At 73.8% G+C, this 22527-nt stretch carries 27 protein-coding genes; 13 read left to right on the top strand and 14 right to left on the bottom strand.

Features of this window, described 5'->3' with window-relative positions:
* Positions 1-113 precede the first annotated feature (113 nt).
* Complete coding sequence (locus Aru02nite_RS09400) at positions 114-1199, bottom strand: methyltransferase (RefSeq protein ID WP_203656702.1); 1086 nt, start codon at positions 1197-1199, stop codon at positions 114-116.
* A 345-nt stretch (positions 1200-1544) separates the two neighbouring features.
* On the opposite strand from Aru02nite_RS09400, the gene Aru02nite_RS09395 reads away from it, so the two are divergent.
* Positions 1545-2528 (top strand): hypothetical protein, encoded by a 984-nt coding sequence (locus tag Aru02nite_RS09395; RefSeq protein ID WP_203656700.1) that lies wholly within the window; start codon positions 1545-1547, stop codon positions 2526-2528.
* A 76-nt stretch (positions 2529-2604) separates the two neighbouring features.
* Complete coding sequence (locus Aru02nite_RS09390; protein ID WP_203656698.1) at positions 2605-3858, top strand: APC family permease; 1254 nt, start codon at positions 2605-2607, stop codon at positions 3856-3858.
* Positions 3859-4058: 200 nt separating this feature from the next.
* Here the strand turns inward: Aru02nite_RS09390 and Aru02nite_RS09385 are convergent, their stop codons facing one another.
* Complete coding sequence (locus Aru02nite_RS09385; RefSeq protein ID WP_203656696.1) at positions 4059-4439, bottom strand: nuclear transport factor 2 family protein; 381 nt, start codon at positions 4437-4439, stop codon at positions 4059-4061.
* A gap of 129 nt (positions 4440-4568) precedes the next feature.
* Between Aru02nite_RS09385 and Aru02nite_RS09380 the strand changes: the two genes are divergently transcribed.
* The 3 genes from Aru02nite_RS09380 to Aru02nite_RS09370 all read left to right on the top strand — a co-directional run bounded on the left by Aru02nite_RS09380 (position 4569) and on the right by Aru02nite_RS09370 (position 6949).
* Entirely contained in the window at positions 4569-5354 is a 786-nt protein-coding gene (locus tag Aru02nite_RS09380; protein ID WP_203656694.1) for a helix-turn-helix domain-containing protein, read from the top strand.
* Between the two features lie 58 nt (positions 5355-5412).
* On the top strand, positions 5413-6033 hold the full coding sequence (locus tag Aru02nite_RS09375; RefSeq protein ID WP_203656692.1) for a TetR/AcrR family transcriptional regulator: 621 nt from the start codon (positions 5413-5415) through the stop codon (positions 6031-6033).
* Between the two features lie 94 nt (positions 6034-6127).
* Positions 6128-6949 (top strand): class I SAM-dependent methyltransferase, encoded by an 822-nt coding sequence (locus tag Aru02nite_RS09370; protein WP_203656690.1) that lies wholly within the window; start codon positions 6128-6130, stop codon positions 6947-6949.
* 48 nt (positions 6950-6997) lie between these two features.
* Here the strand turns inward: Aru02nite_RS09370 and Aru02nite_RS09365 are convergent, their stop codons facing one another.
* Positions 6998-7342, bottom strand: a complete 345-nt coding sequence (locus Aru02nite_RS09365) for a hypothetical protein (protein ID WP_203656689.1) — start codon at positions 7340-7342, stop codon at positions 6998-7000.
* Positions 7343-7507: 165 nt separating this feature from the next.
* Here Aru02nite_RS09365 and Aru02nite_RS09360 point away from each other — a divergent pair, with 165 nt between their 5' ends.
* From Aru02nite_RS09360 to gsmA, 3 genes are all read left to right on the top strand, one after another.
* A complete protein-coding gene (locus Aru02nite_RS09360) occupies positions 7508-8047 on the top strand; it encodes a SigE family RNA polymerase sigma factor (protein ID WP_203656688.1) in 540 nt (179 codons plus the stop codon).
* Positions 8044-8442 carry a hypothetical protein gene (locus Aru02nite_RS09355; RefSeq protein WP_203656687.1) on the top strand — a complete coding sequence of 133 codons (399 nt, stop codon included), beginning with the start codon at positions 8044-8046 and terminating at the stop codon, positions 8440-8442. Before Aru02nite_RS09360 ends, Aru02nite_RS09355 begins: the two co-directional genes overlap by 4 nt.
* Before the next feature lie 199 nt (positions 8443-8641).
* Positions 8642-9478, top strand: a complete 837-nt coding sequence (gsmA, locus tag Aru02nite_RS09350) for a sporangiospore maturation cell wall hydrolase GsmA (protein WP_203656686.1) — start codon at positions 8642-8644, stop codon at positions 9476-9478.
* A gap of 12 nt (positions 9479-9490) precedes the next feature.
* On the opposite strand, the gene Aru02nite_RS09345 is transcribed toward gsmA, so the two are convergent.
* On the bottom strand, positions 9491-9814 hold the full coding sequence (locus Aru02nite_RS09345) for a hypothetical protein (RefSeq protein WP_203656680.1): 324 nt from the start codon (positions 9812-9814) through the stop codon (positions 9491-9493).
* Positions 9815-9994: 180 nt separating this feature from the next.
* Entirely contained in the window at positions 9995-10216 is a 222-nt protein-coding gene (locus Aru02nite_RS09340) for a PLDc N-terminal domain-containing protein (RefSeq protein WP_239076561.1), read from the bottom strand.
* A 159-nt stretch (positions 10217-10375) separates the two neighbouring features.
* On the opposite strand from Aru02nite_RS09340, the gene Aru02nite_RS09335 reads away from it, so the two are divergent.
* Positions 10376-11785 (top strand): hypothetical protein, encoded by a 1410-nt coding sequence (locus tag Aru02nite_RS09335; RefSeq protein WP_203656679.1) that lies wholly within the window; start codon positions 10376-10378, stop codon positions 11783-11785.
* A 97-nt stretch (positions 11786-11882) separates the two neighbouring features.
* Here Aru02nite_RS09335 and Aru02nite_RS09330 read toward each other — a convergent pair whose 3' ends face one another.
* The 4 genes from Aru02nite_RS09330 to Aru02nite_RS09315 all read right to left on the bottom strand — a co-directional run bounded on the left by Aru02nite_RS09330 (position 11883) and on the right by Aru02nite_RS09315 (position 14619).
* On the bottom strand, positions 11883-13193 hold the full coding sequence (locus Aru02nite_RS09330) for an RNA polymerase sigma factor (RefSeq protein ID WP_203656678.1): 1311 nt from the start codon (positions 13191-13193) through the stop codon (positions 11883-11885).
* On the bottom strand, positions 13190-13609 hold the full coding sequence (locus Aru02nite_RS09325) for a YciI family protein (protein ID WP_203656677.1): 420 nt from the start codon (positions 13607-13609) through the stop codon (positions 13190-13192). The genes Aru02nite_RS09330 and Aru02nite_RS09325 overlap by 4 nt, the downstream gene beginning before the upstream one ends.
* A 117-nt stretch (positions 13610-13726) precedes the next feature.
* Entirely contained in the window at positions 13727-13939 is a 213-nt protein-coding gene (locus Aru02nite_RS09320) for a DUF4287 domain-containing protein (protein ID WP_203656675.1), read from the bottom strand.
* Between the two features lie 35 nt (positions 13940-13974).
* Positions 13975-14619 (bottom strand): DUF998 domain-containing protein, encoded by a 645-nt coding sequence (locus Aru02nite_RS09315; protein WP_203656672.1) that lies wholly within the window; start codon positions 14617-14619, stop codon positions 13975-13977.
* 101 nt (positions 14620-14720) lie between these two features.
* Between Aru02nite_RS09315 and Aru02nite_RS09310 the strand changes: the two genes are divergently transcribed.
* Positions 14721-15341 carry a TetR/AcrR family transcriptional regulator gene (locus tag Aru02nite_RS09310; protein ID WP_203656670.1) on the top strand — a complete coding sequence of 207 codons (621 nt, stop codon included), beginning with the start codon at positions 14721-14723 and terminating at the stop codon, positions 15339-15341.
* A gap of 56 nt (positions 15342-15397) precedes the next feature.
* Here Aru02nite_RS09310 and Aru02nite_RS09305 read toward each other — a convergent pair whose 3' ends face one another.
* Complete coding sequence (locus Aru02nite_RS09305; RefSeq protein ID WP_203656668.1) at positions 15398-17011, bottom strand: ADP-ribosyltransferase domain-containing protein; 1614 nt, start codon at positions 17009-17011, stop codon at positions 15398-15400.
* A 243-nt stretch (positions 17012-17254) separates the two neighbouring features.
* Between Aru02nite_RS09305 and Aru02nite_RS09300 the strand changes: the two genes are divergently transcribed.
* Positions 17255-17920 (top strand): macro domain-containing protein, encoded by a 666-nt coding sequence (locus tag Aru02nite_RS09300; protein ID WP_203656666.1) that lies wholly within the window; start codon positions 17255-17257, stop codon positions 17918-17920.
* A gap of 36 nt (positions 17921-17956) precedes the next feature.
* On the opposite strand, the gene Aru02nite_RS09295 is transcribed toward Aru02nite_RS09300, so the two are convergent.
* Positions 17957-18424, bottom strand: coding sequence for an SRPBCC domain-containing protein (locus Aru02nite_RS09295; RefSeq protein WP_203656661.1), 468 nt, complete (start codon positions 18422-18424; stop codon positions 17957-17959).
* A 176-nt stretch (positions 18425-18600) separates the two neighbouring features.
* On the opposite strand from Aru02nite_RS09295, the gene Aru02nite_RS09290 reads away from it, so the two are divergent.
* Entirely contained in the window at positions 18601-19461 is an 861-nt protein-coding gene (locus Aru02nite_RS09290) for a histidine kinase dimerization/phosphoacceptor domain-containing protein (protein ID WP_203656660.1), read from the top strand.
* Here the strand turns inward: Aru02nite_RS09290 and Aru02nite_RS09285 are convergent.
* From Aru02nite_RS09285 to Aru02nite_RS09275, 3 genes are all read right to left on the bottom strand, one after another.
* The gene (locus tag Aru02nite_RS09285; protein ID WP_203656659.1) at positions 19451-20023 is read right to left on the bottom strand and encodes a GNAT family N-acetyltransferase; all 573 of its coding nucleotides are present in this window, start codon (positions 20021-20023) and stop codon (positions 19451-19453) included. The genes Aru02nite_RS09290 and Aru02nite_RS09285 overlap by 11 nt on opposite strands.
* A gap of 334 nt (positions 20024-20357) precedes the next feature.
* The gene (locus tag Aru02nite_RS09280; protein ID WP_203656658.1) at positions 20358-20792 is read right to left on the bottom strand and encodes a GNAT family N-acetyltransferase; all 435 of its coding nucleotides are present in this window, start codon (positions 20790-20792) and stop codon (positions 20358-20360) included.
* 214 nt (positions 20793-21006) lie between these two features.
* Positions 21007-21450 (bottom strand): MerR family transcriptional regulator, encoded by a 444-nt coding sequence (locus tag Aru02nite_RS09275; RefSeq protein ID WP_373324857.1) that lies wholly within the window; start codon positions 21448-21450, stop codon positions 21007-21009.
* Between the two features lie 308 nt (positions 21451-21758).
* Here Aru02nite_RS09275 and Aru02nite_RS09270 point away from each other — a divergent pair, with 308 nt between their 5' ends.
* Positions 21759-22496 (top strand): AIM24 family protein, encoded by a 738-nt coding sequence (locus tag Aru02nite_RS09270; RefSeq protein ID WP_203656657.1) that lies wholly within the window; start codon positions 21759-21761, stop codon positions 22494-22496.
* Positions 22497-22527 lie beyond the last annotated feature (31 nt).

The raw sequence follows: 22527 nt of genomic DNA, 5'->3' as shown, positions 1-22527 counted from the left end.
CGTCTCCACCGCGCACCTCGCCGTCCACCGGCCTGCGCCGGCACGTCGCCCACTATGACCGACTGGGAACTCTTCGTGGCCACAACACGCCGCACAGTGATCACTGCCGCACGTCAGGCCGGCGCGAGACGCCACAGCGAGACGACCTCCCCGGCACGCGCGACACCCAGCGGCCCGTCGTCCGCCGTCGCCCGCGGATGCCGCGGCGCCGTGTCCAGCCGGCCCAGCACCCGCAGCCCCGCACCGTCCACCGCCGCCAGCAGCTCCGCCCGGGTACGCAGCCCGAACCGCTCGGCCAGGTCGGACAGCACCAGCCAGCCCTCCCCGCCCGGTACGAGATGGTCGGCCAGGCCGGCGAGGAAACGGCGCAGCAGCACGGAATCCGGGTCGTACACGGCGGTGTCGAGCGGTCCGGCCGGGGTCGCCGGCAGCCACGGCGGGTTGCACACCACCAGCGGCGCACGGCCGGGCGGGAACAGGTCCGCGGCGAGCACCGTGACCCGCCCGCCGTACCCGAGACGGTGCAGGTTCTCCGTCGCGCAGCGCACCGCCCGGACGTTCGTGTCGGTCGCCACGATCTCCGCCACGCCACGCCGGGCGAGCACCGCCGCGAGCACCCCCGTCCCCGTCCCCACCTCGTACGCCCGGGTCGTGGCCGGCAGCGGCGCCGCCGCCACCAGGTCCACGTACTCGTGCCGGGTCGGCGCGAACACCCCGTAGTGCGGGTGGATCCGCGCGCCCAGCGCCGGAACCGGTACGCCGACGCGCCGCCAGCGTTCGGCGCCGAGCGCGCCGAGCAGTGCGGTCAGCGCCACCGCACCCGGCCGCCCGACCCGCCCGTACGCCGCGGCGCAGGCGGCGCGGACGTCCGGCGCGGCCCGCAACGGAACGCGCGGCCCCGGACCCAGCGGTACCAGCAGGGCGGCGCGGATCCGGGCGTACTCGGCCCGGCGGCGCCGGTGCTCGGCGAACGTGCCGGCCGGTGGCGCCGCGCCGTCGGCGTGCCGGCCGAGCGCGCGCAGCATCCGCCGGGCGGCGACGAAGTCGCCGCGCCACAGCAGCGCGGTACCGGACCGGGCGAGCCGGTACGCGGTGCCGGTGCGCATCCGCCCGTCGCAGGCGACGACCCGGGCGGGCGCCGGTACGCCGGCGGCGGAGTACCAGATGGTGGTGCGGTCGGTGCGGGAGAGGTGGGCCATCGAGACTCCCGGTGATCGTGACGCGGACGGGGCGCGGTGATCACGTCGGTACGGGAGCGGGCACGCGGCACGGCCCGGCGACGGCGGGGCGCGGTGGCGCCGGGTCGACCGGGCGGGGCGGAACGCTGCGTCAGGCCGGCTCTCGCGTCGACGCGAGAGCCGTGCGGTCCCCGAGGACCATCCCGTATCCCATGCCGGACCTCTCTGGACGGCGGTGCCTTGCGCGGAACGATGCCACACCAACGGATCCGGCCCGTCGCCGGGCAGTGCGTGGAACTTTTCGCCATTCCGGAGGATCCGACATGCAGATATGATTCGCCCACCGTTCGAGCCCCGGGAGGTCCGATGGACAGGCGTGGCGTACTCAGGTTGGCGGCGCTCGGCGCGCCCGCCGCGGGACTGCTGGCGGCGGCGCCCGCGCGGGCCGGCACACCGCGGGTGGCCGCCGACTACGAGGTCGCGGTGTGCGAGCAGTACCACAACCAGGTCCAGATCCACCCGGCCGGTACGGCGTGGTCGCCGAGCACGCTGCGCTGGTCGTTCGCCCCCGGTACGGCGAACGGCTGGTCGAACCTGTCCGAGGTGAAGTTCCGCAACACCGCGCAGTTCGGTGAGGTGGCGCTGGTCGCCGCGTCCGGCGGGCGGGCCGGCATCGTCGACGTCACCAGCAAGACCGCCACCGGCACCGGCGACCTGCTCTGGTCTGCCACGCCCGGCAACAACCCGCACGCGATCGAGCGCATCCCGGACATCGGCGCGATCGTCGTCGCCACCTCCGGCGGTTACCTGTTCGTGTACGGCCCCACCGCGATCAGCAGGCCGAGCACCCTCGCCCTCGTCCAGACCATCCCGTACGCCGGGGCGCACGGCCTCTGGTACGACGACGTGCACGGGAAGCTGTGGGCGATCGGGCAGGGGCGGGCGACGCCGTTCACGGTGACCGGCACGTACCGGGACACCCGGCTGTCGGCGAAGGACGGCGACGTGAACATCGGCTCCGGCAACCTCGGCCACAGCCTCGACGCGTCGTACGCGGACAGTTCGGTGCTGCTCGCCAGCCACACCGCCGGCGTGATCGCGATCGACAAGGTCTCCCACGCGGTCACCACGATCGCCTCCGTCGGCGCCGTCAAGTCGTACTCCCGGACCGCCGCCGGCGAGTCGCTGTGGGTGCAGGCCACCGGCTCGACGTACCACGGGGACACCCGCAACTGGGTGAACCCGGCGGTGCAGTTCTTCGACGCGTCGGGCGCGGCGTCCTTCACCCGCTCGCTGTCGTACGGGGCGGAGTTCTACAAGGCGCGGCTGCACAACGTGGCCTTCCACTGACCGTACCGGCGGTCGCTGACGGAGGGTGTCAGCGACCGCCGGCTAGCGTCCCCGCGGGCCGACGAACGGAGCGGGGATGACCGGGACCATCGAGGACACGCGGCGACGGCTGACCGTCCCGCAGGGCACCGCGCTGTACGTCGGGGCGGTGCTCGGCACCGGCGTCATCGCGCTGCCCGCCCTGGCCGCGCGGGTCGCCGGCCCCGCGTCGCTGCTCGCCTGGGCCGCCCTCGTCCTCCTCTCGGTACCGGTGGCCGCGACGTTCGCCGCGCTCGGCGCGCGGTACCCGGACGCCGGCGGCGTCTCGACGTACGTCCGGCACGCCTTCGGCACCCGTGCCGCCGCCGTCGTCGGCTGGTGCTTCTTCCTCGCCGTACCACCGGGTGCGTCGGCCGCGGCGACCTTCGCCGGGACGTACGTGGCGGCGGCGTTCGGTGGCGGGCGGGCCACCGTGACCGGTACCGCGGTCGCGCTGATGGTGGTCGTCACCGCGACCAACGCGTACGGGGTGCGGCTGACCGGACGGGTGCAGCTGCTGCTCGCCGGGCTGCTCGTCGCGCTGCTGCTGGCCGCCGTGACCGTCGCCGTACCGCGGGCGCGGGTGGCGAACCTCCACCCGTTCGCGCCGCACGGCTGGCTCGCCGTCGGATCCGCGGCGGCGCTGCTGGTGTGGAGCTTCGCCGGCTGGGAGGCGATCACCCACCTGGCGGCCGACTTCCGCGACCCGGCCCGCGACCTGCCGCGCGCCACCGGCATCGCCGTCGCCGTCGTCGGCGTCCTCTACCTCGCCATCGCCGCCGCCAGCCTCCTCGTACTCGGACCCGCGACCGGGAGTACCGGGGCGCCGTTGGCGGCGTTGTTCGGCGGTGGGCGCGCGGCGGTGGTCGCCGCGGCGGCCGCGGTCCTGCTCACCCTCGGCACCATGAACGCGTACTACGCCGGCGCCGCCAAGCTCGCCGCCGCGCTCGGCCGGGACGGCGCGCTGCCGTCCTGGTTCGCCCACGGCAGCGCCGCCGGGGAGACGCCGCGCCGCGGACTCGCCGTGGTCGCCGCCCTCGGCACCACCGGCTTCGTCGTCACCACCGCCGCCGGCGTCGGCCCCGCGCCGCTGGTGCTACTCACCACCGGCTGCTTCGTCACCGTGTACGCCCTCGGTACGGCCGCGGCCGTCCGCCTGCTGCCCCGCCGTACCGCGGCGCACCGGCTGGCGCTCGTGGCCGTCGCCGCTGTCGCCGCGCTCGCCGTGAGCACCGGCCGGTACCTCGGGTGGCCGCTGCTCGTCGCCGCCGCGGCGTGCGGGTACCTGCACGTCCGCCGGCGGCGCGCCTGACCGTCCGGAGTGCCGCGTTCGACACCCCGGACCGTCGCCGGTTCATCGCGTCACGCGCAGGTTCATGACCTCTCCTTTCCTTGGTACGTCAGGGAAAGGTAGGTGCCGGCGCGTGGCGCGGTCAAACCTATTTTTAGGTCTGGCCTATAAATCTTGTTCCGGTGCGACCCCCCGGTCGCGCGCCGGATCCCACCGGGCGGTCAGTCGTGCTCGTGCGGGAAGCCCGCCGGCGCGCGGTCGAGGAACGACGTGACCGCACCGATCCGGCCGTCCGCGGCGACCACGAGCACGTCCGTACCGGTCGCGAACGATGCGCCGTCCGCGAGCCGGATGTCCCACTTCAGCCGGGAACGGTCGTGGTGGTGCTGCGGCTCCTCGCGTACGGCGAGCGTCGCGCCGCCCACGTGCGCAAGGAACTCGTTACGGAAGTCGATCAGCGCCTGCGGGCCGGTGAGCGCACCGACCGGCGCGTGGTACTCGACGTCCTCGGTCAGCGCCAGCGCGGCGAGCCGGCGCTGCGGCTCGCCCTCCGCGGCGTTCCAGAACTCGACGTACCGTTCGACCGCTGCTGCGTTGTCCATCGTCCCCACTCCTTCGTACGGATGCCCCGGCGATCCGCCGGTACCGCCACCGTGCCGCCGGCGGGGGCATGGTGTCGATTACCCGGGTGGTAGTTGCCGCCGGTCACCCGCGCGGGCACGCTGACCGACATGACAGCCACCACCGAACCCGTCGGTACGCTCGTGAAGCGCTGGCGCGAGCGGCGGCGGCGCTCGCAGCTCGACGTGTCGCTCGCCGCGGAGGTGTCCGCCCGGCACCTCAGCTTCATCGAGACCGGCCGCGCCCGGCCGAGCCGCGACATGATCGAACGGCTCTGCGACGAGCTGGACGTACCGCTGCGCGAACGCAACGCGCTCTACCTCGGTGCCGGCTTCGCCCCGCGGTACGGGGAGGTCCCGTTCGGTGACCTGGGTGCGGCGCGGGCCGCGGCCGAGGCGGTACTCGCCGGCCTCGAACCGAACCCCGCCGTGGTCGTCGGCGTGCACTGGGACCTGCTGGCCGCGAACGACGCGATGACCCGGTTCCTGCGCGACCTGCCGGCGGCGCTCACCGCCCCGCCGGTCAACGTCCTGCGCGCCACCCTGCACCCGAACGGGCTCGCCGGCCGGATCCGGAACCTGCCGCAGTGGCGGCGGCACACCCTGCGCCGGGTACGCCGGCAGCTCGACCGTACGGGGGCGCCCGGGCTCCGCGACCTGCTCGCGGAACTGGAGGGCTACCCGGCACCGGCCGACGACTCCCCCGTACCGGACGCGCCCGCCGACGCGCTGGCCACCCCGCTGCGCCTCGCCACGCCGTACGGGGAACTGGCCCTGCTGTACGCGACGACGGTGTTCGGCGCACCCCGCGACGTCACCCTGGACGAGATCGCGATCGAGACGTTCTTCCCGGCCGATCCCGCCAGCGCCCGGCTGCTCGCCGACCTCGCGGCGTGACTGGGACGAGTACAAGATGAGGTCGGGCCCAGGTTTCCGGTCGGGGTAGGGTGGGGCGGTGGGACTCCGCGAGACGAAGAAGGCGCAGACCCGGCAGGCGATCTCGGACACCGCCACCCGGCTGTTCCTCGACCGCGGGTTCGAACCGGTGACCATCGCGGAGATCGCGGCGGCCGCGCAGGTGGCCAAGATGACCGTGACGAACTACTTCCCGCGCAAGGAGGACCTGGCCCTCGACCACCACGAGGTGTTCGCGGCCAGCCTCGCCCGGACGGTTCGCGACCGGCGCCGCGGCGACTCGGCGCTGGCCGCGCTGCGCCGCGAACACCTGGCGGCGGTGGGCCGGCGGGACGCGGTGGCCGGCTTCTCCGGGCCGGAGTTCGCGGAGCTGATCGCCGGCAGCCCCACGTTGGGCGCGCGGCTGCGGGAGCTGCACGAGCAGCGCGAGGCGGCGCTCGCCGAGGTACTGGCCGCCGAGACCGGCGCGCGCGACGACACGCCCGTCGTGGTGGCCGCGGTGCTCGGCGCCGTCCACCGCACCCTGTTCCACCAGGTACTCGACCTGACGCGGGCGGGGACCGGCGCCGACGAGACCGCCGCCGTGGTGGCCCGGTCGGCGCGTCGGGCGTTCGCGTTGCTGAAGCCGTCGCTCGGGGAGTACGCGGTCCGCGTGGACTGAGAGCCTTTCTGTGAGAACCTCTGAACGGGCGCCGGCGAGGTGCGACGGCCGCCGGACCGCCGCCCGCGCCGCCGTCGTACCGGGAGGACGTGTCGTGGTCGACGGGTGGGAGTGGGACGACACCCTGTTCCAGGGCAGCGCCCCGTACTACGAGCGCGGGCGCCTGCCGTACGCGCCGGGCTTCGCCGGGGTGGTCGCCGACCTCGTCGGGCTGCGCGGGCGGGACCGGCTGCTCGACGTCGGCTGCGGGCCGGGGACGGTGACGCTGGCGCTCGCGCCGTACGTCGGCACCGCGGTCGGCCTCGACCCGGATCCCGGGATGCTGGCCGAGGCGGAGCGCCGCGCCACCTCAGACGGCGTCACCGGCGTCCGCTGGGTACGGGCGCGGGCCGAGGACCTGCCGGCCGGGCTCGGCACGTTCCGGGTCGTGGTGTTCGCGCAGTCGTTCCACTGGACCGACCGGGACCGGGTCGCCGCGACCGTACGGGGGATGCTCGCGCCGGGCGGCTGGCTCGTCCACCTGGCCGACGTGAAGACGGTCGAGCCGGTGCCGACCGCTCCCCCGCACGCGCGGATCCGCGAGCTGGTCCGGGAGTACCTGGGGCCGGTCCGTCGCGCCGGGCAGGGCAGCCTCCCGCACGGCACACCGGGCCGCGAGGACCTGGTACTCGCCCGCGCCGGGTTCGTCGACCACGCGCGGCGCACCGTACCGGCCGGGCAGGTCGTGGCCCGGAGCGTCGACGACATCGCCGCCGGCGTGTACTCCCGGTCCGACTCGGCGCCGCACCTGTTCGGCGACCGGCTCCCCGAGTTCGACCGCGACCTCCGCGTACTCCTGCGCGACGCCGAGCCCGCCGGCGGCTACACCGAACGCCTGCCCGGTACCGAGATCATGACCTGGCGTACGCCCGCCTGATCGGACTCTTTTCGCGGCGATGCAACCCGGTGCGGGGCGGGCCGTGTGTCAGGGGGCGAGAGGGGCGGTCCGCGCCCCGTACGCGAAGGAGAACATCGTGCGCGGCAGGCTTCTCGCGGCCACCCTGGGCGGTGCCGCGGTCGTGGCGGGGATCGCGGTCTCGGTGCCGGCGCTGGCGTCGTCGGGACACCACTCGCAACCGCCGGTACCGGTGCCGGCGTCGTCCGCACCGTCCCCGGTACGGTCCCGGCCGGCGGATCCGGTGCCGTCCGCGTCGGCGCCGTCGGAGCACCGGTCGCCGACGCCGGCCCGTCCGGTACCGTCGCCGCCCGGTGCGACCCGGTCCGCCGCCCCGGCCCCGCCGGAGGTGTCCCCGGTGCCGAGCGGCCCCATCGAGTCCGCCGTACCGTCGGCTCCCGCCGCGGCCCCGGTACCGTCGCGTTCGCCTGCGGCGCACCGGTAGTACGCCGGTGTCGCCGTGCCTCGGCCGGGCGCGGCGGCACCACCCGAGACCGTCCGGAGGGCAGAAACCTTGCCAGTACCGCATCCTCGGCGCCGATGACCCGCCGGGCCGAGCGCGACGACGCGTTCCGCGAGTACGTGGCGGCGCGGGCCGACGCCATGCGCTTCACCGCGTACCTGCTGGCCGGTGACTGGCACACGGCCGAGGACATCACGCAGACCGCGTTCGTCAAGCTGTACCTGGCCTGGGACCGCATCGACCGCCGCGACTCGGTCGACGCGTACCTGCGGCGCATCGTCACGCGCACGTTCCTCAACGAGCAGCGTCGCACGTGGCGGCACCGGGAACGGTTGACGGACGCGCCGCCGGACGTCCCGGCCGCCCCGGATCCGATGCCGGAGCAACGGATGCTGATCTGGCGCGCGCTGGTCGAGGTGCCGCCGAAGCAGCGCGCCGCCCTCGTCCTCCGGTACTGGGAGGACATGAGCGTCGCGCAGGCCGCCGACGTACTCGGCTGCTCGGTGGGGAACGTGAAGAGCCAGTGCGCGCGCGGCCTGGACACGCTGCGGGCCGTACTGCGCCGGCAGATCGGCGACGACGCCGACCGGATACTCACGGAAGGGGCGAGCTGGTGAACGAGCACGATCTGGCGGCGACGTTCGCCGAGCTCCGTACCCGGCCCGGGCCGCCGCTGGCGCTCACCCCGGACGCGCTGCTCGACGCGGGCCGCCGCGCCCGCCGCCGCCGGCGTACGGCGTGGGCGGGCGGCGCGGTCGCCGTACTGTGCGGTGTCGTCGTGGCGCTGCTCCTGGCGTTGCCGGGCGCGCACCGGTCACCCGAGCCGGCCCCGGCACCGCCCGCGCACCGCCCGGACCGCTCCGTACCGGCGGATCCGGTGCCGACCCAGCCGTCGCCGTCGCGCAGTCAGGCCGCGCCGCCCGGGGTGTCGCCCTCCCCTGGGTCGCCCGGGAGTACCCCGGCGAGCCCGACCGCGTCGCCGTCCTCCTCCTGGGGCCCCACCCGGCCGTGAGCCGCGAGTACCGGGGATTTCGGCGAATCCCTGCGCTGCCGACAGCGCACGGTTACCGTGACAAAACACGAAGTGTCATGCCTTCGCCAACCGGGAGTTACCTGCGCCGGATGCACACCGCGCGTACCCGACGGGCCCGGCGCGGCCCGTTCTCGACCGCCGGCCCGCGGCCGTCACCGAGCGGGCAGGAAGAGGCGACATGCCGAAGTTCGGGATCACCGCCATCGCCTGCGGCGTCGCGGCCGCGGTCGGCGCGATGGCCCTCGACAGCCCGGCCGTGTCCGCCGGCGGCGCCGCCGTCACCGGCCACGCGCACACCGCCGGCATCCGCCTGAACGTACGCAGCGCCCCGTCGCTCGGCGCCGCCCGCGTGCGTACGCTCGCGGACGGGTCGCGGCTCACCATCGCCTGCCGGGTCACCGCGCAACGCATCGCCGGGGTCGCCCGCACCACGTCCGACTGGGACCGGCTCAGCGACGGCACGTACGTCTCTGACGCGAACGTCTCCCGCCCCGTCCGCCCGACCGCCTGCATCGCCGCGGCCGTGCCGGATGCGCCGCCGACCGACCAGGCCGGCTTCATCCACGCCGTCGCGCCGCTCGCCCGGCAGAGCATGCGGGACTGGTCGGTGCCCGCGTCCGTCACCATGGCGCAGGCGATCCTCGAATCCGACTGGGGCCGCAGCGGGCTGTCCCGCGCCAACGCCAACTACTTCGGCATCAAGTGCTTCGACGGCGTGCACGGGCCGATCGCCGTGTCCTGCCGTACCTACCGCACCGGCGAGTGCGACCGGAAGGGCCGCTGCCACACCACCCGCGCACCGTTCCGCGGGTACCTGTCCGTCCGCGACTCGTTCCGCGACCACGGCCGCTTCCTCGTCGTCAACTCCCGCTACCACAACGCCTTCCGGTACTCCCGCGACCCGGACCGGTTCGCCGCCGCCATCGCCGCCGCCGGGTACGCAACCAGCCCGCACTACGGTCGCGACCTGGTCCGTGTCATGCGCGGCTACGACCTCTACCGCTACGACACCTGAACCGCCCGCCCGCTAGGCGATGTCGGGGCGCGGCGGTGCGACGTCGCCTGGCCCCGTCCCCGCGTCGCCGGATGGCGTGGCACCGGTGTCCGTCGGCGGCTCCGTGGTCGTCGGTACCAGCGCGGTCGGGTCGGCGCGTTCCCCGCCGTCGTCGGCGAACCGGAGCAGCAGCCCCGGCGGCAGCGCCCGGCGCAGGTCGTGGACGCTGTCGACCTCGGCGACGAGCACGCCCTCGTACCGGATGCGCACCACGGTGCCGCCCAGCGCGTCGTACGCCAGCGGTGTCGTGTCGATCTCGACCCGCCAGGCGCCATCGAGGCTGTACAGCACCCGCATGGCACCGACGCTACGCCGCGCCCCGTACGGCCGGATCTGCCCAACGGTTCGCCCCTCGTGCCCCAACGGCCACCCGCCGCGGTACCTCCGGACGCCCCGCCGCGTACGTCCGGGCCGGCGGTGGCGCGGCACCTGACGCACGGTGGCGGACTGGGCCGTCGGGAGTACGCGGGGTGGCGGTCAGCGGGGGCGGCGGCGACCGAACGCCAGGTACGCGATCGGGCCGAACGGCTGGACGGCGAGCGCCGGCCACCACAGCAGGGCCGGCCCGCGGGTGGCACCCCGGGAGGGCTGCACCAGGTCCACCACGCACACCGCGGTCACCGCCGCCTCGGCCACCCCGCCGGCGACGATCGCCACCTTCGCCGCCGTCGGCAGCTCGCGCCACGAACGCTTCCGCACACCCCGGACGGTACCGGGGCGCGGCGGTGCCGGCAGCGTTTCGCGGCGTACCGGCGGGGTGGCCGATCGTGAGGGCGGTCCACGGGTCGGAACCGGCGGCACCGGTCCTTGATGACGGGCTGTAGCGTGGCGCGGAGTACTCGACGGAGGGAGCCCGGCGTGAGCACTGACCCGACCGTGAACGTGGTGACGTTCCGGCTGAGGTCGATCGACGGGCCGGTCGTGGTCGAGGGGGCGGCCCAGGCGCCGGATGCCGTACGGAAAGCCTGGTGGAAGGTGATCCTGGAGCACCGTCCGCGGGCGCAGGACGTGGTCGCCGTGCACAGCGTCTGGCAGCCGTCGCCGGAGGACGCCTCGTTCATGCAGCGCACGTTCGTGAACGCCACGGTCGGTCACGACCACGACCGGCCGGAGGCGGACCGGTGGGACGAGGCGTTCGAGCGGGCCCGCGCGACGCCGGCGGGGCGGCCCGCCGACGACCGGCCGGATCCGGTGCCGTCGGCCACTCCGTTCGACGGGGACTCGGGCTCACCGTTCAGCCGCCGTACCCGGACGGCACCCGCCGGGGGCACGCCGTTCGATGACCGCTCGGCCGACGAACGGTCGGGTGGCCGCTCGGCCGCACCGGTCGGCGGGGTGCTCGGCGGCACCGACGCGCCGTCGACGCCGTCGCTCGGCGGGCGGCCGCGGCGCACCGACCCCGACTGGCCGTTCCTGTACGAGGACCAGGCGGCCTGGATCCGGCAGCGGATGGCCGCCGCGCTGGCCGAGCGGGGCGTACGGACGACGCAGCGCGGTCCGGTGCTGCTCGTCAACGGCACCGAGACCGTACTGCCGATGGACAACCTCGCTCGGATGTGCAACCAGGCGCCGGAGAGCGAGTGGGAGCGGATCGTCGACAACCACGCCGCGATGACCGCCACGGTCGGCGACGAGACCGCTCCGCGGCCGGACGAGTCGGCGGGCCGGCCGGTGCTGCGCCTGATGTCGGACGACGGGCTGCCGGAGGAGTTCGCCGTCGGGCACGCGCGTCCGGTCGGCGACGGGCTGGTGGAGACGATCGCGCTCGACCTGCCGGACCGGGTCCGGATCCTCAACGACGACGACGTGGCCGGGGCCGACCTGTCCGCGCTGCTGGCCACCGCGCGCGCCAACCTGCTGACCGAGCCGGTGGAGTACCAGCGGTTCGTGGACGAGGGCGCGGTGCTGCACCGGGTGTACGGCGACTCGATGTTCGTGGCGAGCAAGGCGCTCGTGCTGCCCGAGCTGATGCGCGAGGTGGCGCAGCTCGCCCCGCCGGCCGGTGGCGTGCTGCTGGCCCTGCCGAGCCGGCACGAGCTGCTGTTCCATCCGGTGGTGGACCAGACGGTGATCCCCGCCCTCAACGAGCTGACCCGCTACGCGCGAGGTCTGTTCGAGCAGAGCCCCGGCCCGCTGACCCCGCACGTGTACTGGTGGGACCGCGGTGAGCTGACCCCGCTGACGAACGACGTCGACTCGGGCGGGCAGGAGATCACGATCGTGATCCCGCCGCGGTTCGGCGAGGTGCTCAACCGGATCTGCGGCTGAGCACCACTCCCCCGGGTACTCGTCGCGGCGCACCGTTCGCGGTCGTTGCCGGTGCATGAATGTGGGCGGAGCACCCGCCGGCGCGGGCCGGTGACCGTCAGGCGAGCGCGTCGAGCTTCCGGCTCAACAGCAACCGTTCGCGGTCGTTGCCGCACAGCCGGACCGCGCGGGCGAGTTCGGCACGGGCCTCGTCGGTACGCCCGAGTCGGGTGAGGAGTTCGCCGCGGACGCTGGGCAGCAGGTGCGAGCCGTCGAGCGCGCCGGCGGCGGCGAGGTCGTCGACGATGGGCAGCGCGGCGGCGGGGCCCTGCGCCATGGACACGGCGACCGCGCGGTTGAGGTCGACGACGGGTGACGGGGCGAGCTGGCCGAGCGCCTCGTACAGCAGGACGACGCGGTCCCAGTCGGTGTCGGCGACGGACGGGGCGACGGCGTGGCATTCGGCGATGGACGCCTGGAGGCCGTACGCGCCGAGGCCGCGACCGATCCGGACGGCGCGGGCGAGGACGGCGCGGCCGCGGCGGATGGCGGCGCGGTCCCAGCGCCGACGGTCCTGGTCGGCGAGCAGCACCGGCTCCCCCACCGGCCCGGTACGTGCCGGGAAGCGCGCCGCGGTCAGTTCGATCAGCGCGAGCAGCCCGTACGCCTCGGGCACGTCGGGTACGAGCCGGGTGAGGATCCGGGCGAGCCGCCGCGCCTCGCCAGCCAGGTCGGGACGGATGACCGCGTCGCCGGAGGTGGCCGACGAGCCCTCCGTGAAGATCAGGTAGACCACGCTGAACACCGAGCCGAGCCGCTCGGTACGTTCGTCGGCCGGTGGTACGGCGAAGGGCACGTGCGCCGCGGCGAGGGTCTTCTTCGCCCGGGTGATGCGCGCCTGCACCGTCGCCGTCGGTACGAGGAAGGCGCGGGCGATCTCGTCGCTGGTGAGGCCGCCGACGACGCGCAGGGTCAGTGCGACCCGGGCGTCCGGCGACAGCACCGGGTGGCAGGCGACGAACATGAGCGCGAGTACGTCGTCGTCGATCTGGTCCGGGTCGTACGGCAGGTCGTCGCCGCCGGGATCGGTTGCGGCGCCGGCGAAGGCGCCGCCCTCGGAGAGTCCGCGGCCGAGCGCGGCGTACCGCTCGTCGAGGGCGGACCGCCGGCGGTACGCGTCGATCGCGCGCCGCCGGCCGACCGTGAGCAGCCACCCCGCGGGGTTGCCGGGTACGCCGTCGCGGGGCCAGGTGACGAGCGCCTCGGCGAGCGCCTCCTGCGCCAGGTCCTCGGCCAGCGCGAAGTCGCCGGTGTAGCGCGCGAGCGCACCGACGATCCGCGCCGACTCGATCCGCCACACGGCGCCGACGGCGGCCCGCCCGGTCGGCCGGGCGGTACCGCCGGTCGTGCTGCCGCGGGATGTCGTCACAGCTGACCGGTCGCCTCGCGCCACGCCCGTTCCTTCCGTACCCACTCGTTGTCCTGCGGGAACTCCTCGATGCTCGCCACCCGGCGGATCTCGCACCGGCTGCCCGGCCCGGCCATCGGCGCCCGCTTCGCCCACTCCACGGCCTCTTCCTGCGAGGCGACGTCGAGGATCCAGAAGCCGCCGAACAGTTCCTTGGTCTCACCGTACGGGCCGTCGGTCACCACCGGCGGCTGCGACGAGTAGTCGACCACGACGCCCTTCGCCGCGTCGTCCAGCCCTTCGGCGGCGATGAGTACGCCGGCCTGGATCATCTCGTCGTTGAAGCGCCCCATCGAATCCAGGATGTCCGTGAACTCCACGTCCCGGTACGCCTCCAGCGTCTCGTCGGTGGCGCGCATGATCAGCATGTACTTCATGGTCGTGTCTCCCTGGTCCGGGGCCCGGTGCGGACCCTCTCATCCTCAGGTCGAACGGCGGCCCCACCGGATCGACACGCCAGCCGAACGGATTCGCGACGCGGGACGGAGCCGCCGTTACCGCGCCCTGTCCTGCGCCAGCGTGTACGCGACGACGGCGTTCGCGTGCCCGTGCCCCAGCCCGTGTTCGGCCTTGAGCCAGGCGACCAGTTCCATGTGCTTGGTCAGCGGCGACGACCGCACCAGCTCCTGCCAGTACGCGATCGGCTTGCCGTGCTTCTTCTCGATCGACGGGAAGTAGCTCGCGGGGCCTTTCACGGGCTCGCTCATGTCGGTGTCCTTTCCTTGGTACGCAACGGAAGTGGTCAGTCGGTGGTGGCGCGGAGCCGGGCGATGACGGCGGTGAGCCACACCAGCCCGAGCGCCGCCCCGAGCGTGAACGCCAGCGGTGCCGCGGCCGAGCCGGCGAACCCGGCGACCACACCGACCGGTACGACCCGGCACCCGATCGCCCAGCCGCGGTGGCCGCGCGCCGCGAAGTGCCGCGCCAGTACCAGGAACGCCACGCACAGCGCGAGGAAACCGGTCCCGGCAGCGGCCATGTGTACGGTGCCGTGCGCGCTCAGCGCGGCGGGCGCGAGATCGGGCGTACCGGCGGGGAAGCCCCGGCCGGGGTCGGCCCGGAACACCGCCGCGACGAGGAACGACACCCCGAAGACGGCGATCACCGGGGGCGCCCAGGTACCGCCGGGTGCGCCGCGCAGCGCCCGCCGTACGCCGACCGCGCCGGCGACGGCGAGCAGTCCGGTGAGGACGAACGCCGTGATCTGGACCCAGCCGTACGTGCCGAGGCTGAGCTGGCTGAGGGCGTTGCGGGTGAAGTCGAAGCCGTCCCGGGCCAGGCCGCCGGCCACACCGGTGACGAGGAACAGCGGACCCGCGACGGCGCCGGCGACGAGCAGCGCGCGGGCTGGCGTACTCGCAGGTCGGAGGGGGTTGGGGTGGGTCATGCGGGGACCTCTCTCGTTCGTGCCCCGCCACCGCGGGAACTGGACGGTACAGTACCCAAGCGAGAACTGGACTGTCCAGTACTATGAAGCGAGGAGGCGATATGTCAGAGAACGAGCCGACCCGGTCGGCCCGCAAGCACCAGGCGATCCTGGACGCCGCGACCGGCGTCTTCCTGGCGAAGGGCTTCGCCGGCACCAACATGGACGACATCGCGAAACGCGCCGCGGTGTCCAAACAGACCGTCTACAAGCACTTCGCGGACAAGGAGAAGCTGTTCGCCGAGATCGTCCTGGGCACCACCGACCGGGTCGACGGGATGGTCGACCTCGTCGCCGACGTACCGGCCGAGGCGGACACGTTGGAGGAGAACCTCCACGCGCTCGCCCGGCAGTTCCTCGCCGCCCTCACCGGGGCAGAGGTCTTCCAGCTGCGGCGCCTCGTCATCGCCAACGCCGACACCTTCCCCGAACTCGGCGCCACCTGGTACGAGCAGGGGTTCGAGCGGGTGCTCGGCACCCTCGCCGACACGTTCCGGCGACTCACCGAGAAGGGCGTGCTGCACGCCGACGAACCGCTCCTCGCAGCGCACCACTTCGCCGGGCTGCTGCTGTGGATCCCGGTCAACCGCGCCATGTTCCACGGCAGCCCGCAGCACACCGAGGCCGAACTCGACCACTACGCCACCGCCGGCGTCCGCGCCTTCCTCGCCGCGTACCGCTGAGTGCCGCTGAGTGATTGCCGGCCCGGACGCGGTGTCCGGGCCGGCGCGACACCGCGTCAGGCGACGAGGCGCTCGGCGTCCAGCTCCTCCAGGGTCACCGTGCTCAGCCCGCCGCGCTGGGTGGTGACGCCGGTGACGGTCAGCTGCGTGCCCGGCGCGAGAATGTACTCCTCCTCGCCGGTGAACGCGGAGAACCGCCGGATGCCCACCGCCCGCGCGGGATGCACCTCGAACAGGGTGCGCCGGCCGCGACTGCCCAGGAACCCTTGCGCCACACCGATCTCCGACGTGCACGACGAGACGCCCCACCACGTGACCGTCCGCCCCTTCGGGTACTGCGCGCGCAGGTCCAGCGACACCCCGCGCCACAGCGGCCCGGTACGCACCGGCAGGCGTCCGATCGCCGAGAACAACAGCCGCAGGTACGGCAGGTACGCGGTGACCCGGCTACGGTCCGGGTCGCGCAGTGTCGCGTTGATCTGGCGGTAGAACGCCGACTCGCAGGTGTAGAGGTGGAGGGCGGCGGCCTCGTCCGCGGACAGCCCGTCGGCCACGCCGTCGGTGCGCCGCTTGCCGAAGTCGTGCGACCGGGTGATGTGCCCGTCCAGTCCGGTGAGCAGGCGGGCGACGGGCGCGACGGCGTCCCGGAAGCCCATCAGCGGGGTGTCGGCGACGCCGGTGATGGCCGGCAGGACGAGGCCCTCGTCCTTGACGCTGGCCAGCCGTTCCAGGTAGAGCTTGTGCAACTCCATGGTGGACGCGATGAACTCCCCCATCCGGTCCGCCGTCGCCGTGTCCGGCGCGCCGGCGTGCGTCCGCGCCGCCCATCCCGTACTCGGAAGCCAGTCGATCTCGTCGGTGCCGAGGGCCCGGAGCGCGTCGTTGACCGCGCCGAAGTGGTTGCGGTCGCAGAAGATGTCGCCCTGCGCGGCCGGGTTGGCGTGGTCGATGTGCAGCACCTGCACGTCCGGGTACCGGCGCTGGATGCGTTGCACGGCGCTCTTGAGGGTGCGGGCGTGCGCGCCCCACCAGGCGAACACCACGCCGCGGTCCTGCTCGTCCACGTCGGGGCCGGACTTCGCGCGCAGGATCTCCTCGACCAGCCGCTCGATCACCGGCCGCCAGAACGCGGTGTGCTCGTCGGTGGCCATCGCGCCGTCGCTGCTGGCGGTGAGCGCCGCGTTCAGTAGGAGCACGCCCTGCGTGAGCATCGCCTGGAACCACTCCGGCGGCTGCACCGTGTCGTGCCGCTTCAGCAGCTTGCGGATCTCCGCGATCGGCGTCTTCTTCGCGATCCCGTACTTCCACATCGCGGCGGCCTTGATGATGCAGCGGATGCTGATCACCTTGCCGAACGTGCTGTCCGCCCAGTCGTGGAACGCGTTGTCGAACATCGCGATGCCGGTGGCGCTCTCCGGCCGCGGGTACGGGTTCTGGCCGAAGACCACCACCTTCCACCTGTGCGGCGGGTTCGGCTTGAGGGCCTGGAAGGTCAGCTCCCGCACGGGCACCACGGTCGACGCGCGGCCCGGCCCGATGAAGGTGGGCGCCGCCGGCTGCGCCTCGATGACCGGCCTGAGCAGCGGCAGCCACGGTTCGCCACCACCGGCGAACAGGCCGGTGAGGGCGAGCGGGTCGGTCGGGTCGGGCGGGGTGGGGGTGTCGCTCATCGTGGCTCCCGGTCGGGCGCGCGTGCCGCTGCCGGCACGGTCGGCGGAGTGGCGTTGTCAAGCGCCGCAACGGTTTCCGGGCAGCGTCGGGCACCGGTCAGCCGGCGGCCACACGCCGCCGCGGGTACGCTCCGGCGTCGTGCGGCACAGTGTAGGTCTGGGGTGGGACACGAATTTCTGTCGGACCCACGAGGTACGTTCCGTGCCGGTCGGAGACATCCCCTTCACGTGACAGGAGCAACCGTGCCCGTTGACGACAGGAACCCGCAGCTCAAGGTCGTTCTGACCGACCTCAACCCGGGCGTCGTGGCCGCCTGGCGTTCGGCGTTCTCCGACACCCCGGAGGTCGAGGTCCGGTCCGGGTCGCTGCTCGACCGGCCGGCCGACGCGTGGGTCAGCCCGACCAACTCGCGCGGCCGGATGGACGGTGGCGTCGACGCGGCCGTGAAGCGGCACCTCGGCGCCGGCATCCAGCTGCGCGTCCAGCGGGCCATCCGGGACGGCTTCGGCGGCTCGCTGCCGGTCGGCAGCGCCGTCTGCGTACCGTCCGGCGCGGCCAACCCGAAGTACCTGATCTCCACGCCGACGATGGTCGCCTCGGTGGAGAACGTACGCGAGACGCTGAACGTCGCGTTCGCCTGCGCCGCGGCGTTCCAGGCCATCCACCGGCAGAACGAGGCGGCCCCCGGCAGCATCCGTTCGGTGGCGCTGGTCGGCCTCGGCGCGGCCACCGGAAACGTGCCGGCGCAGGTGTGCGCCAACCTGATGTGGACCGGCTACACCCTCTTCAACGACCACTACTTCCGCGACGACGACGAGCTGCGCGCGACGGTCCGGGCCCAGCTCGACGACATCGAGAGCCGTCCGGTGCACGAGCGCCCGCGGATCACCCCGCCCGTCCACCGCTGACCGCCCTGGCGCCACCGTCCAGGGGCGCGGCGCGGGTCAGGGCCGCGGCGGCGGTTCGACCAGGCCGGCGAGCTTGTCCAGCGCCATGCGGGTGCCCAGTTCGTTGTCGGCGCGGGGAACCACGTCCGGGATGCCGTCGTGCACGACGCGTACCTCGGTGCCGCCGTCGGTGTCCCGCAACGTCGTGGTCATCGTCATCGGGCCGGCCAGCGCCGGGTCGTCGCTCTCGAACTCCAGCACCTCCACGACGCACTCGTCCGGCACCAGCCGGGTGAACCGCCCGTGGTACGTGTCGGTGTGCGCGGCCGACTTGCCCGCCGCCGTCGGATCGCCGTACGTGAGGGAGATGCGGAAGCGACCACCCGTCCGCGCCTCGAACTCGTGCACCTCGGCGGTCATGCCGTCCGGCACCCGCCAGGCGGCGACCGCGTCGGCGTCCAGCAGGGCACGGTACACGGTCGGTCGGGGCGCGCGGACGGTCCGGCGGACCTCGGTCGAGTACATGCACCCCAGCGTACGGACCGCGGCCGGTACGCGGTGGAGTGTCGGCGTGGCCGTCGTGGCGCGGGGACGGACGGTTCTCGTGCGAAGCGAAGAGGCCGTCGAGCGGCGGTGGGCGGTCCCGGGGCTTACGTCCGCGGGCCGATGCCACCGGCGTCACGTGCGGTTACTGTCGCGGCATGCGTACCAAGCTCCGGGAGGTGTCGCCGCGGTGGACGCGCCCGCTGCTGTCGTGGGCGGGCGCGACGTTCCTGACCGTCGCGGTGACCGTCAACGCGTTGCCGGTGCCGTTCGGGGTCGGGCTCGGCTACGTGCATCCGGGGCCCGCGCTGGTGGCGCTCGTGATCGCGGTCCTGGCGGCGCTGCTGTGGCGTGCCCCGCTGGTGGCGCTCGCGCTACTGCTCGCCGGCGCGGCCACGGTCGCGACCGTGCTGGGCGATCTGCGGGTCGGTTTCGAGCCGATGCTCCCGGCGTACGTGGCGCTGTGCTACATCGCCGCGTCCCGGGGCCGCCGCACGTCGGTGGCTGCGCTGTGCCTGGCCGTCGCCGTACCGGCGGGTCAGGGGGTGGTGTTGATCGCCCGCGCCGGCGCGGGTATGACGGTGTGGTGGAGCCAGACGCCGGTGCTGTACGCGGCGGTCTTCGCCTGGCTGGTCGGGCACACGATCCACCGCAGCCGGCAGTTCGCGGCGACCGCGCGGGCGCAGGCGGCCGACCGCGCGATGACCGCGGAACGGCTCCGCATCGCCCGCGAACTGCACGACATGGTGGCGCACAGCGTCGGCGTGATCGCGATCCAGGCCGGGATGGGCAGCCGCGTCATCCGTACCCAGCCGGACGAGGCCGAGCAGGCGTTGCGCACGATCGAGACGACCAGCCGGGAGGCGCTGACCGGACTGCGGCGTACGCTGCTCGCGCTACCGGCCGGGCGGCGGCTACCGCGTCGCGGTCACCCTGCCGCTGCCGGCATCCGCGCCGTCCGCCAACCCGCTGCCGTCCTGACTGTCCACAGTGGACAGAGTCGGTACGTCAGGGCGTGACGGTGGCGGTGACCACCCAGTGGCGCTTGCCGAGCGGGCGGCTGCGGGTGAAGCCGCGGCGCTCGAAGAGGGCCACGGTTCCGTTGTACAGGAAGGATCCCGAGGTCTTGCGGCCCTCCACGTCCTCCGGGTAGCTCTCCACGGTGCCGCCGCCGAGCCGCGCGATCTCGGCGAGCGCGCCGTCCAGCGCCGCACCGGTCACCCCCTGCCGCCGGTACGACCTGTCGACGAAGAAGCACGTGATGCGCCAGTCCGGCGGCGTCACCTGGCCGGCATCGTACGCACGGCGGTGTTTGATCCGGGGCAGCTCGTCGGTCGGGCCGAACTGGCACCAGCCGACACACGCGTCCCCGTCGTACACGAGCGCGGCGTGCGCGTGGCCGTCGAGCACCCGCTGGTGCTTCTCGTCGCGGTTCAGCTCCGCGCTCACACCCCAGCCCGGCCCCTTCGGGTGGAAACCCATGCACCAGCAGCCGCCGAAGATCCCGTTGTGCCGCTCCACGAGCCCCGCGAACGCCGGCCACGTGTCCCCGTCCAACGCCCGCACGCGGTACTCCGTCATCGCCCCTCCCCCTCGCTCGCCCGGGGCCCGTGCCGCCACCCCCGACGATCCGTTGCCGCGACACGGGTTCCGGCGATCGTCGCCCGGCCAGTACGAACGACCCATGACAGTAGTATGTTCCGGCGAGCGCGACCGGTCGCCCGTTTCCGCACGTACGCCCCCCGCGCCGGTCCCCGGGGTCGTCGCCGCACCGTGCGAGCCGCCCACCAGCACCGCACGGCGTCACCCACCGGCCTCGCACCGAACCGTCCACACCCGACACCCGCCTGGGTCACCACGTCCGACGAAGCCCTGCTCGTTCCGCACCGACACCCCCGCGCCGGCACCCTGCCGGTCACGGTCCGCCGAAGCGGTAGACGCGGGAATCCCTTACCCGGAAACCGATCCGCTCGCACAGCCGGTTCGCCGCAGGGCGCGTCGGCCGGGACGTCAGATCCACCGTACGGGCGCCCTCCTCCCGCGCCAGCTCGACCGCCGCCCGGGTCAGCGCGGCGCCCACGCCCCCGCCGCGCGCCGCCCCGTCCACGACCACGTCCTCGATCCAGGCGCGCGTCCCCGTCGGGATCGGGAACACCACGAGCGTCAACGTGCCCCGCACCGTCCCGTCCACCCGCGCCACCAGCATCCGGTTACCCGGATGGTCCAGCACCCGGCGCAGCGCCGCCGCGTCCGGCACCACCGCGGTCCTCGACACCTGCGGCACCAGCCGGGCGAACGCCTCGACCAGCTCCCCGTCGACCACCGACACGCGCTGCACCACCACACTCATGCCGCCGACCCTACCCGGCCGGCGCACCCCGTACCGGGTTCTGTTTCCTAGCAAGGAGTCCACGCAGGCACCCCGCGAGCCGCCCACGATCGCCGGCATCGCCCGACGTGGACGGTACGCATGGCGTGGCCGGATCACGCACTGTCGTCGAACGGCGCAGATCCTTGACGCGCAAGCGAACCGTGAGTCCGTCGAGCCCGGCCGGGGGACGGGCTCAGCGGGTGGGAGCCCAGAGGCGGGAGGCGTCGCCGGCACCGAGACGCTGCTCGTACACGTCGATCTTGTGGTCGATGAGGGCGAGATTGTCCTGCAACTCGGCGATCCGGGCCAGTACGTCGTCGCGGTGCTCGGTCAGCAGCGCGAGCCGGTCGAGTTCGTTGCCACGACCGGCGGCCACGAGCTCCGCGTACCGCCGGATGCGCCGGATCGGCATTCCCGTGGCGCGCAACCGGGTGCAGACCCTGATCCAGTCCAGATCGAGCTTCCGGTACCGCCGGCGGCCACCCGTGGTGCGATCGACCGGGGAGACGACCAGGCCGGCGCGCTCGTAGTAGCGCAAGGTGTGGACGCTGACGCCGGTGCGCCGGGCGGCCTCGCCGATCCCGAGCCCGGGGTCGCCGTCCGTTTGCGCGGCCCGTTCCAGTCCACCGTTCTCCACACCCGGATCCTAGCCCGCCACTCCGACACCGCCGACGTACCGCCACTGCCACCGGGCGTCCCCGGCACTACGCGGACGCCCGCGGCGCCGCCCCGGAAACCGCACGGTTCCGGCGATCCCGCGTGCTCCACAACACCGCGGGCACCGGAAAGCCGACAGTTCCGGCGATCGCGCACGGCACCGGTCGCCACGACCCGGCGGTACGTCGTGGGCTCGGCCACAGTACGGCCGGATTCGGTATTTCTGCCGTGGCGCGTGAACCGGCCGGGTCGCTAGCGTCGGCGCGTTCACCACCGTGAGAAGCCCCCGTGCACAGCGACATCTTCAACGCCGACAACATGGTCCAGCCGCCGACCCGGGCGGGGATGAGCCTGCAGCACCCGCGCTGCGTCCGGTACACCGTGAACGGTGAGGTACGCGCCCGGCAGGGTTCGATGGTCGCCTGGCGGGGGAACCTGACGTTCGAGACGCAGCGGCAGGGCATCAGGAACTTCGTGAAGCGCGCGGTGACGGGCGAGGGCGTACCGCTGATGGCGGTGCGGGGGCAGGGCGAGGTGTGGTTCGCCGAGGGTGCCGCGTCGTGCTTCGTCATCGACCTGGAGCAGAACGACGTTCTCACCATCAACGGGCGCAACATCCTGTGCTTCGACCCGACCCTGGCGTACGAGATCCACCTGGTGCAGGGCGCGGGGATGCTCGGTGGCGGGCTGTTCAACTCGGTGTTCAGCGGGCACGGCCAGCTCGCGGTGCTGTCGAACGGGCAGCCGCTGGTCATTCCGGTGACCCCGCAGGTGCCGGTGTTCGTGGACACGAACTCGGTGATCGGCTGGTCGCACCAGTTGCAGACGTCGATCCACCGGTCGGAGAGCCTGAAGTCGGTGCTGCGCGGCGGTTCGGGCGAACTGTTCCAGCTGCGTCTCGACGGCCAGGGCTTCGTGCTCGTACAACCCAGCGAGGGCCTGCCGTACTCCCCCGCCGCGGCCGGCGATTCGGGGTCCACGGCCGGTTCGCAGGGTGGCCTGCTCGGCAGCTTCCTCGGCGGCTGACGGCGTCCGCGGGCGCCAGCCGCGGACAGGA

The organism is Actinocatenispora rupis, assembly GCF_016861975.1.
Classification (GTDB): Bacteria; Actinomycetota; Actinomycetes; order Mycobacteriales; family Micromonosporaceae; genus Actinocatenispora; species Actinocatenispora rupis.
The sequence above is the reverse complement of the archived record's forward strand: the minus strand, read 5'-3'. Positions and strand labels throughout refer to the sequence as shown.